Consider the following 8,958-nt stretch of genomic DNA (forward strand, 5'->3'; position numbering starts at 1 on the left):
TCGCTCGATTTACATGCGTTGCGGGGCCGAGACGCCCAGCACCGCCAGGCCATTGTGCAATACCTGGCGCGTGGCCGAGATCAGCGCCAGGCGCGCGAGCCTGACCTTCTCATCGTCCACCAGGATGCGCTCGGCATCGTAGTAGCTGTGGTACAGCGAGGCCAGCTCGCGCAGATAGAAGGTCACGTCGTGCGGTGCATTGCCTTCGGCGGCCGAGGTCAGCATGGCCGGGTACTTGGCCAGCTGCAGCATCAGGGCCTGGGCCTGCGGGCCTTGCAGCGCAGAAAGGTCCACATCCTTGAGCGTGGACGCATCGCCACCCCAGGCCGCCAGCACGGAGCAGATGCGTGCATGGGCGTACTGCACGTAGTACACGGGGTTGTCGTTGTTCTGGGCCACGGCCAGGTCCACGTCGAAGGTGTACTCGGTGTCGGGCTTGCGCGAGAGCAGGAAGAAGCGCACCGCGTCCTTGCTGGTCCACTCGATCAGATCGCGCAGCGTGACGTAGGAGCCTGCCCGCTTGCTGATCTTGACTTCCTCGCCGCCGCGCACCACGCGCACCATGGTGTGCAGCACATAGTCGGGATAGCCGGCCGGGATGCCCACATCGGCGGCCTGCAGGCCGGCGCGCACGCGCGCGATGGTGCCGTGGTGGTCGGTGCCCTGGATGTTGACGACCTTGCCGAAGCCGCGCTTGAACTTCTGGATGTGATAGGCGACATCGGGCACGAAATACGTGTAGTTGCCGTCCTTCTTGCGCATCACGCGGTCCTTGTCGTCACCGTAGTCGGTGGACCTGAGCCACAGCGCGCCATCGAGCTCGTAGGTGTGGCCGCCCGCGATCAGGCGCTGCACGGCATCCTCGACATAGCCGTTGGTGTAGAGGCTGGATTCGAGGTAGTACTGGTCGAAGTGCAGATTGAAGGCCTGCAGGTCCTTGTCCTGCTCGTTGCGCAGGTAGGCGACGGCGAACTGGCGGATGTTGTCGTAGTCCTCGACATCGCCATTGGCCGTGAATTCGCGGTCATCGGCCTTGACGGTCTTCTTCACCTTGAAATCGTCGGCGATGTCCTGGATGTAGTCGCCGTTGTAGAAGGCCTTGCTTTCCGGATTCTCCGGATCCGTGGGCCAGCAGGCGTCGCCGGGCTTGAAGCCCTTGGCACGCAGCTGCGTGCTCTTGGTCAGCGTGTCGATCTGCACGCCCGCGTCGTTGTAGTAGAACTCGCGGTGCACGCCCCAGCCCTGGGTGGCGTAGAGATTGCAGATGGCATCGCCCAGCGCGGCCTGGCGGCCATGGCCCACGTGCAGCGGGCCGGTGGGATTGGCCGAGACGAACTCCACCAGCACTTTCTCGCCGCGGTCGGCCTGCCAGCCGAACTTCTCGGGCTGGCCCAGCACCTCGCGGATCACTTCCTGCTTGGCGGCGGGCTTGAGCCGGATGTTCAGAAAGCCGGGACCGGCGATCTCGATGGCATCGACCCAGCGCTGGAAGGCGGGCGTGGCCTCCAGCGCGGCCTTGAGCTGCTCGCCGAGCGCACGCGGGTTGAGCTTGAGCGGCTTGGCCAGCTGCATGGCGGCCGTGCAGGCGAAATCGCCATGGGCAGCCACCTTGGGAGATTCAAAAGCGGCACGCGCACCGGCGCCGGGCGACAAAGTTTCGAGCTCGCCGGCAAGGGCCGCGAGCAGTTCCTGTTTGACGGAGAGCATCGGCGGATTCTACGTGGCAGCCCCGCCCCATGCCGCCGGACAGGAAAACCAGGCCTACATGCCCCGTGCCCAGAACACCGCGACGACCGCGATCACGGGCACCACGTGCGCCTGCCACATCACCCAGCGGCGCGTGCCGGTCACCTCGGTGGCAGAAGGCAGTCCCTGGCCGGCATCGAGGGCGCGGCGCCAGCGCCGGAAGGCCAGCGTGGGCTTGATGGACAACAGGGCACCGACGACGAACAAGGTCATCTTCAGATGAAACAGTGGCTGCGAAACGTACCAGGACATGCCCTTGACGCCCCACACCAGGCGCGCGATGCCGGTCAGCACCAGGAACACCACGGCCAGCCCATAGATCATGTCCAGCCGCGCCAGGCGCTGGACCACGGCGGGACTCATCCATTCGCTGCGACACAGTGCCGCCTGGCTGGACAGGAACACCACGAAGGTCAGGATCGCCAGCAGGTGCAGGCTGGCCAGAATGGCTTCTATCGTCATCGCGAACCCGTAAAAGAAGTGAACCCCATGGGCCAGGCCCTCCCGGAGGTCCGCCAAGCCCATGCCCGGGCCTCATTACGCCAGAAATACCGGAGGCCAACCTGATGCCCGAGGCAATCGGTAGACCTCCGCAGTCCGCTCACCGCGCGAGTTCTTCGCGCAGCCAGTCGTCCAGCAGCGTCTTCTCATAGCGCAGGGGGTCGTTGGGATAGAGGTCGGGGCGCATCATGAAGCTGGGGTCGCGCAACTGGCGGCTGCCTTCGCGCAGCAGCTTGCCGCCCGCATCCAGCAGCTTGAAGCGCAGGTCTATGCGCGGCGGATAGATGTCGCGCACGATGCGCACATCGGCGGCCTGGGGTCCGCGCCAGGGCTCGAAGCTGCCGGCACGCTGCACGTCGGTGACATGCACCTCCAGCTTCTGGCCGGTAGGCAGCCTGGGAGCAGCGCGCTCGGCCAGGTGCTGGCCCAGCGCATCGACCCAGGCGCGGCGTGCCTTCTCGCCCTCGCGCGGGCCGCTGCGCGAGGCATCGAAGCGCGCGGGGTCGTCAAAAGTCACGCTCACGATGCCTGCGGGCACGGCGCCCTGGCGTGGCCCGCCGGCCTGACCGGGCTCCGGCACATGGGTTGCGCAGCCCGCGGCCAGCCCCAGGCAGGCGGCCCCCAGCGCCATGCGCATCCAGCGCCGCCACCCAGACGACGCCTGGCGCACCGTGGATATCGCTTGTGTTGCAGTCGACACCGCCATTCGTTCCTCCTTGGCTGGCCGGCCCGCTCAGGCCGCCTGGGTACGGCGCCAGAACTCCGGCTGCTCGTAGTGGTGCTTGAGATAGTCGATCCACAGGCGCACGCGCAATGGCATGTGCTTGCGCTGGGGAAAGACCACGAAGATGCCATTGGGCGGTGCCGCGAACTCCTCCAGCACCGCCACCAGGCGCCCGGCGGCGATCTCGGCCTCGACCTCCCAGGTGCTGCGCCAGGCGATGCCCCAGCCGCCGATGCACCAGTCATGCAGCACCTGGCCGTCGGAGCAGTCCAGAGGCCCGCCCGGCTTGAAATGCACGACCTCGCTGGTGCCACTGTCGGGATGCGGAATGCGGAAGGCCCAGCCGCGTGTCTGCGAAGCGTCGCTGGACAGCGTAAGGCAATCGTGTTGCGTGAGTTCGCTGGGGTGGCGCGGCGTGCCACGGCGTTCCAGGTAACCCGGCGTGGCAACGCACAGACGCCGGTTGTCGGCGATGCGCACGCTGACCAGGGCCGAATCGGGCAGGTCGCCGACACGCACCGCGCAGTCGAACCCTTCGCCAGCCAGGTCCACCACCCGGTCACTCAGGTTCAGTGAGATGGTGACGTCGGGATGCAGGTCGCGGAACCGCGGCACCAGGGGCGCGACATGGCGCCGCCCGAAGCCCGCAGGCGCCGTGATGCGCAGATGCCCCGTGGCCTTGACCCCGCCTGCGCTGACGCTGGCCTCGGCATTGGCCACATCGGACAACAGGCGCTGGCAGTCCTCCAGAAAGGCGCTGCCTTCATGCGTGAGCGAGATGCGCCGCGTGGTGCGCACCATGAGCTTGACGCCCAGGTGCTCCTCCAGGGCATCGAGGCGCCTTCCCATGATGGCCGGCGCCACGCCTTCGGCCTTGGCGGCCGCCGTGAGGCTGCCGCGCGTGGCCACCGATACGAAAGACTCGAATGCCTTGAGCTTGTCCATGACCGCTGTCCGTTTCTCTTCTGTTTTCTTGCCGGCATGCCAATGCACGCCTGTCTCCTGGGGCCGCCTTTTGCACAGCAGGCACGGGCTGTCTGCCCTGTGCGCCACGCATCAGGCCACATGCCGGGTCCGTAGGTTCCAGCCTGTTCGCAACCTTCCCATATTTTTGCGTAAAAGTCACGAGTTTTAAGATTTCCGGTCTATTTATGTACGCAAATAAATCTAATAAAGTATTCCTTATAGTCAGGCCCGAAGAGGGTCTGAGCAGACTTTCCATCCATCCAACTCGGGGGTTCCCACCATGACCGATCGCACCCAAGTCCACAGCCTGCAGGTCGCTACAGAGCTGCACCGCTTCATCAATGAGCAAGTGCTCCCGGGCACCGGCGTCGCGCCCGAGGCGTTCTGGAAGGGCTTCGACGCGATCGTCAATGACCTGGCCCCGCGCAATGCGGCCCTGCTGGCCGAGCGTGACCGCCTGCAGGTCGAGCTGGACACCTGGCACAAGGCCCACCCCGGCCCCATCACCGACATGGCAGGCTACCAGCAGTTCCTGACCCGGATCGGCTACCTGGTCGAGTCCCCCAAGGACGCCAAGGCCACCACGGCCAACGTGGATGCCGAACTGGCCATCCAGGCCGGACCGCAACTGGTGGTTCCCATCCTCAATGCCCGCTACGCCCTGAATGCAGCCAATGCCCGCTGGGGCTCGCTGTACGACGCGCTGTATGGCACGGATGCCATCAGCGAAGAAGGTGGCGCCGAAAAGGGCAAGGGCTACAACCCCGTGCGCGGCGCCAAGGTCATCGAGTTCGCGCGCAATTTCCTGGACCAGGCCGCGCCGCTGGCCACGGGCTCGCACAAGGATGCGGCCGGCTACCGCGTCGAAGGCGGCCAGCTGGTCGTCGCGCTCAAGAACGGTGGTTCCACCGGCCTGAAGAACGCCGCCCAGTTCGTGGGCTACCAGGGCGATGCGGCCGCACCAGCCTCGGTCCTGCTGGTCAACAACGGCCTGCACATCGACATCCGCATCGACAAGACCACGGCCATCGGCAAGACCGATGCCGCCGGCGTGGCCGACGTGGTGGTCGAGGCCGCCCTGTCCACCATCCTGGACCTGGAAGACTCCGTGGCCGCCGTGGATGCCGAGGACAAGGTCGTGGGCTATGCCAACTGGCTGGGCATCCTCAAGGGCACGCTCACCGAGACCTTCGACAAGGGCGGCCAGCGCATGACGCGCGGCCTCAACGCCGACCGCGAATACACCGGTGCCGACGGCAAGAGCGTCAAGCTGCACGGCCGCTCGCTGATGTTCGTGCGCAATGTCGGTCACCTGATGACCAACCCGGCCATCCTGTGGGGCAATGGCAAGGAAATCCCCGAAGGCATCCTGGACGCCATGGTCACCACGGCCATCGCCATCCATGACATCAGGGGACTGGGCGCCAACGGAATCCGCAACTCGCGCACCGGCAGCGTCTACATCGTCAAGCCCAAGATGCACGGTCCGGCCGAAGCCGCCTTCGCCAGCGAGCTGTTCGGCCGCGTGGAGCAGGTGCTGGGCCTGCCAGAGAACACCGTCAAGCTGGGCATCATGGACGAGGAGCGCCGCACCAGCGTCAACCTCAAGGCCTGCATCGCCGCCGCCGCCTCGCGCGTGGCCTTCATCAACACCGGCTTCCTGGACCGCACGGGCGACGAGATGCACACCGCCATGTACGCCGGCCCCATGGTCCGCAAGGCCGACATGAAGGGCAGCGCCTGGCTGGCCGCCTATGAGCGCAGCAACGTGCTCGTGGGCCTGGGCCTTGGCCTGCGTGGCAAGGCACAGATCGGCAAGGGCATGTGGGCCATGCCCGACCTGATGAAGGCCATGCTGGAGCAGAAGATCGGCCACCCCAAGGCCGGCGCCAACACCGCCTGGGTGCCCTCGCCCACGGCCGCCACGCTGCATGCGCTGCACTACCACCAGGTCAATGTGGCCGAGGTGCAAAAGCAGCTGGAAAAAACCGATGCCGATGCCGAACGCGCCACCATCCTGGCCGACCTGCTGCAGGTGCCGGTCGTCAAGGAAGACAAGTGGAGTGCCGCCGAGAAGCAGCAGGAGCTGGACAACAACGTCCAGGGCATCCTGGGCTATGTGGTGCGCTGGGTGGACCAGGGCGTGGGCTGCTCCAAGGTTCCCGACATCCACAACGTGGGCCTGATGGAAGACCGCGCCACGCTGCGCATCTCCAGCCAGCACATCGCCAACTGGCTGCAGCACGGCATCGTGACCGAAACCCAGGTGCGCGAAACCTTCGAGCGCATGGCTGCCGTGGTCGACCAGCAGAACGCCGGCGATGCCCTGTACAAGCCCATGGCCGGCCACTTCGACACCTCGATGGCCTACCAGGCCGCCTGCGACCTGGTCTTCAAGGGCAAGGAGCAGCCCAGCGGCTACACCGAGCCACTGCTGCACGCCTGGCGCCTGAAGGTCAAGGCAGCGGCCTGACGACAGGGGCGCGACCTTGGCGCCGTGCGCTGCTGAAAGGCACTTCCGCCCCTCCACGGTGCCGAAGTGCCTTTTTCATGGACATACACTGGCGGCACCATGACCAAGCCGCCGCTCGACGCCAGCCTGTGCCCCCTGTGCGGCCGCTCCAACCGCTGCGCCGTGATGGAGGGGGGCGATCCGGGCGGCTGCTGGTGCATGGATGCACCGATCTCCCCCGACGCCCTGGCCCGCATTCCCCAGGATGCACGCGACCTGGCCTGCCTCTGCCCCACTTGTGCCGCCCTGGCCGCCACGGAAACACCGCCATTGCCGCGAACGCAGGGCGAAAAGTGGGGATCCGGTGTCAGCTCCGCGAGCCTTCCCGGGCCGATATGATCGGTGTTCTACCTCTTCAATGAACTCGAGCAGGAGACTCACATGCCTACATACCATGTCGAAATGATGGAAGGCCGCACCATCGAACAAAAGCGCAAGCTGGTCGAAGAGATCACGCGCGTATCGGTCGAAGTGCTGGGCGGCTCGCCCGAATCGGTGGACATCCTGATCACCGACATCAAGCGCGAGAACTGGGCCACGGGCGGCAAGCTCTGGACCGAGCGCAGCTGATAGCAACCGGCCAATCACACCAAGGGCAGCTTTGGCTGCCTTTTTCGTTGATGCCCGGTCTTACTCGACGATTCCCTTCAGCCTGAACCGCGTGCTTTCTTTCGTTTTTACACGTGCGTCCTGCATTGTGCTTGCAGCAGACGCCTGAAGCGTTAGGCTATGGACTGAACTACGCAAACGACGATACCGCCATGTGCCAGCTGCTTGGAATGAACTGCAACACGCCCACCGACGTGCGCTTCAGCTTCTCGGGGTTCACCCAGCGGGCGGGCAACACCGGCGATCACACGGATGGCTGGGGCATCGCCTTCTTCGAGGACAAGGGCCTGCGCCACTTCGTCGGCTATGAACGCGCCATCGACTCGCCCATCGCCAAGCTGATACGCGAATACCCGATCAAGAGCCGCAACGTCATCGCCCACATCCGCAAGGCCACCCAAGGCGCCGTGAGCCTGCAGAATTGCCATCCCTTCGTACGCGAGCTGTGGGGCCATAACTGGGTCTTCGCCCACAACGGCGACCTCAAGAATTTCTCCCCCAAACTGCATGCCCACTTCCACCCCGTCGGCAACACCGACAGCGAGCAGGCCTTCTGCTGGATCCTCCAGGAATTGTGGAAATCGCATGCGGGGTTGCCCAGCGTGCAGGAGCTGACGCATACGCTGCGCGACCTGGCCAAGCGTATCTCTCCACACGGCACATTCAATTTCCTGCTGTCCAACGGCGAGGCGCTGTGGGCCCATGCAACCACGCATCTTTGCTACATCGAACGCCAGCACCCTTTTGCCCAAGCCCATCTGTCCGATGAAGACCTCAGCGTGGACTTTGCGCGCGAGACCACCCCACAGGATCGCGTGGCCATTATCGTCACGGCGCCGCTGACCAAGAACGAGACCTGGACACCGATACAGTCGGGAGAGCTCAAGGTTTTCGTTCAGGGAGAATGCCTGCCACTGTGAGAGAACGCCTTGCACAAGAAAAAAGGAGGCCGCGCCAGCGCCCTCCTTTTTTCTGGTTTTCCCTTTTTCCTTTTCAAAGGCCCAATGCAAAAAACCCCGTAGCCTTGGGCTACGGGGTTTCTTGGGCTGTAAGAGCCTGACGATGACCTACTTTCACACGGGAACCCGCACTATCATCGGCGCAAAGTCGTTTCACTGTCCTGTTCGGGATGGGAAGGAGTGGTACCAACTTGCTATGGTCATCAGGCATAACTTGTTGTCATGCTGCCCTCGGGGCAACACAACTAATTCATAGAGTCTTCAATCAGCTTTATATTTCGACTGCGTCTTACTTGGCATAACCACCTTGATGATCACTTCGTCATCAAAGTTATAGGGTCAAGCCTCACGAGCAATTAGTACTGGTTAGCTTAACGCATTACTGCGCTTCCACACCCAGCCTATCAACGTCCTGGTCTCGAACGACTCTTCAGGGGGCTCAAGGCCCCGGCAGATCTCATCTTGAAACGAGTTTCCCGCTTAGATGCTTTCAGCGGTTATCTCTTCCACACTTAGCTACTCGGCAATGCCACTGGCGTGACAACCGATACACCAGAGGTGTGTCCACTCCGGTCCTCTCGTACTAGGAGCAGGCTTCCTCAAATCTGCAGCGCCCACGGAAGATAGGGACCAAACTGTCTCACGACGTTTTAAACCCAGCTCACGTACCTCTTTAAATGGCGAACAGCCATACCCTTGGGACCGACTACAGCCCCAGGATGAGATGAGCCGACATCGAGGTGCCAAACACCGCCGTCGATATGAACTCTTGGGCGGTATCAGCCTGTTATCCCCAGAGTACCTTTTATCCGTTGAGCGATGGCCCTTCCATACAGAACCACCGGATCACTATGTCCTGCTTTCGCATCTGCTCGACTTGTCAGTCTCGCAGTTAAGCACGCTTATGCCATTGCACTATCGTCACGATGTCCGACCGTAAC

At 63.8% G+C, this 8,958-nt stretch carries 8 protein-coding genes and 2 rRNA genes (1 of these 10 cut by a window edge); 4 read left to right on the plus strand and 6 right to left on the minus strand.

The window, feature by feature from the left end; genetic code table 11:
- Nucleotides 1-9: 9 nt before the first annotated feature.
- From argS to L1Z78_RS27535, 4 genes are all read right to left on the minus strand, one after another.
- Nucleotides 10-1,707 (minus strand): arginine--tRNA ligase, encoded by a 1,698-nt coding sequence (gene argS / locus L1Z78_RS27520; protein ID WP_234639476.1) that lies wholly within the window; start codon nt 1,705-1,707, stop codon nt 10-12.
- Nucleotides 1,708-1,761: 54 nt separating this feature from the next.
- Nucleotides 1,762-2,208 carry a DUF2214 family protein gene (locus tag L1Z78_RS27525; RefSeq protein WP_234639477.1) on the minus strand — a complete coding sequence of 149 codons (447 nt, stop codon included), beginning with the start codon at nt 2,206-2,208 and terminating at the stop codon, nt 1,762-1,764.
- A gap of 139 nt (nt 2,209-2,347) precedes the next feature.
- Nucleotides 2,348-2,953 (minus strand): DUF3016 domain-containing protein, encoded by a 606-nt coding sequence (locus tag L1Z78_RS27530; RefSeq protein ID WP_234639478.1) that lies wholly within the window; start codon nt 2,951-2,953, stop codon nt 2,348-2,350.
- A gap of 27 nt (nt 2,954-2,980) precedes the next feature.
- On the minus strand, nt 2,981-3,916 hold the full coding sequence (locus L1Z78_RS27535) for a LysR family transcriptional regulator (protein ID WP_234639479.1): 936 nt from the start codon (nt 3,914-3,916) through the stop codon (nt 2,981-2,983).
- A gap of 301 nt (nt 3,917-4,217) precedes the next feature.
- Here L1Z78_RS27535 and L1Z78_RS27540 point away from each other — a divergent pair, with 301 nt between their 5' ends.
- The 4 genes from L1Z78_RS27540 (at nt 4,218) to L1Z78_RS27555 (ending at nt 7,978) form a co-directional block, all read left to right on the plus strand.
- A complete protein-coding gene (locus tag L1Z78_RS27540) occupies nt 4,218-6,410 on the plus strand; it encodes a malate synthase G (RefSeq protein ID WP_234639480.1) in 2,193 nt (730 codons plus the stop codon).
- Between the two features lie 99 nt (nt 6,411-6,509).
- Complete coding sequence (locus tag L1Z78_RS27545; protein WP_234639481.1) at nt 6,510-6,788, plus strand: cysteine-rich CWC family protein; 279 nt, start codon at nt 6,510-6,512, stop codon at nt 6,786-6,788.
- A gap of 42 nt (nt 6,789-6,830) precedes the next feature.
- Nucleotides 6,831-7,019, plus strand: a complete 189-nt coding sequence (locus L1Z78_RS27550; protein WP_234639482.1) for a 4-oxalocrotonate tautomerase — start codon at nt 6,831-6,833, stop codon at nt 7,017-7,019.
- A 191-nt stretch (nt 7,020-7,210) separates the two neighbouring features.
- Complete coding sequence (locus L1Z78_RS27555; protein ID WP_234639483.1) at nt 7,211-7,978, plus strand: class II glutamine amidotransferase; 768 nt, start codon at nt 7,211-7,213, stop codon at nt 7,976-7,978.
- Between the two features lie 134 nt (nt 7,979-8,112).
- Here the strand turns inward: L1Z78_RS27555 and rrf are convergent.
- Nucleotides 8,113-8,225: ribosomal RNA gene (gene rrf / locus L1Z78_RS27560) — 5S ribosomal RNA — on the minus strand.
- A gap of 127 nt (nt 8,226-8,352) precedes the next feature.
- Nucleotides 8,353-8,958: ribosomal RNA gene (locus tag L1Z78_RS27565) — 23S ribosomal RNA — on the minus strand; it runs 2,270 nt beyond the window's last position.

Origin of the sequence: Delftia tsuruhatensis, from assembly GCF_903815225.1 — a bacterium.
GTDB lineage: Bacteria > Pseudomonadota > Gammaproteobacteria > Burkholderiales > Burkholderiaceae_C > Comamonas > Comamonas tsuruhatensis_A.